Origin of the sequence: Rhodovulum sp. PH10 (assembly GCF_000293785.1) — a bacterium.
Classification (GTDB): Bacteria; Pseudomonadota; Alphaproteobacteria; order Rhizobiales; family Xanthobacteraceae; genus Rhodoplanes.
Window position 1 is genome coordinate 1 of record NZ_AKZI01000233.1, and the last position, 1326, is coordinate 1326.

General features: G+C 64.5%; 1 protein-coding gene. It reads left to right on the forward strand.

Translation table 11 applies throughout. The annotated features are described in order from the left end of the window. Positions 1-1326: alpha-1,4-glucan--maltose-1-phosphate maltosyltransferase (locus A33M_RS21770; protein WP_040622653.1), on the forward strand; the 1326-nt coding region annotated here is incomplete at both ends.

Genomic DNA, 1326 nt, shown 5'->3' on the forward strand with positions numbered 1-1326 from the left:
TGGGCCTGATGGCGGCGGCCGAGCCGCGGCCCGACCTCACCTGGAGCCAGGCGTTTCCGCTGATGATCGAGCGGGCCCGCGCCCGCACCGGCGCGTGGTACGAGATTTTTCCGCGCAGCCAGACCGACGATCCGAAGCGCCACGGCACCTTCGACGACGTGATCGCCCGCCTTCCGGAGATCGCCGGGCTCGGCTTCGACGTGCTGTACTTTCCGCCGATCCACCCGATCGGGAAGAAAAACCGCAAGGGCAAGAACAATTCTCTGAAGGCCGGGTCGAACGATCCGGGCTCGCCTTATGCGATCGGCGCGGAGGCCGGTGGCCACGACACGGTGCACCCCGAGCTCGGCACGCTCGCCGACTTCAAGAAGCTGGTGACGGCGGCGCGCGCGCACGGGATGGAGATCGCGCTCGATTTCGCCATCCAGTGCTCGCCGGATCACCCGTGGCTGAAGGAGCATCCCGACTGGTTCAAGTGGCGGCCCGACGGCTCGATGCGCTACGCCGAGAACCCGCCCAAGAAATACGAGGACATCGTCAACCCGGATTTCTATTGCGCCGATCGCGTCGCGTTGTGGCAGGCGCTTCGTGACGTGGTGCTGTTCTGGGCGGAGCAGGGCGTGCGAATTTTCCGCGTCGACAACCCGCACACCAAGCCGTTCCCGTTCTGGGAGTGGATGATCCGCGAGGTGCAGCTGCGCTGGCCGGACACCATCTTCCTCGCCGAGGCTTTTACCCGCCCGAAGGTGATGAAGGCGCTGGCCAAGCTCGGCTTCTCACAGTCCTACACCTATTTCACGTGGCGCACCGGCAAGGACGAGATGTCGGCCTACATGGCGGAGCTGACCCGCTATCCCGAACGTGATTATTTCCGGCCGAACTTCTTCGTCAACACGCCGGACATCCTGCCCGTCCATCTGCAGGGCGGCGAGCCGTGGATGTTCAAGGCGCGGGTCGCGCTCGCCTCGACGCTGTCCGGCAATTACGGCGTCTACAGCGGTTTCGAGTTTTTGGAGCACGTGCCGGTGGCGCCCGGAAAAGAGGAGTATCTCGACTCCGAGAAGTACGAGATAAAGCCGCGCGACTGGAACGCGCCGGGCAACATCAAGGCCTATATCGGCCGGCTGAACGCGATCCGACGTGACAATCCGGCGCTGCAGCAGACCGCGAATTTCGGCTTCGTGCAGGTCGATTCGGATCAGGTGATGGGCTTCGTGAAGGAGTCGGTCGCGCACGACAACGTGGTGGCGGTGGCGATCGCGCTTTCGCCCGGCCGGCACGACGTGTGGTTTCATTTCGGCGACATGAAGATCGGCCCGGAGGGGG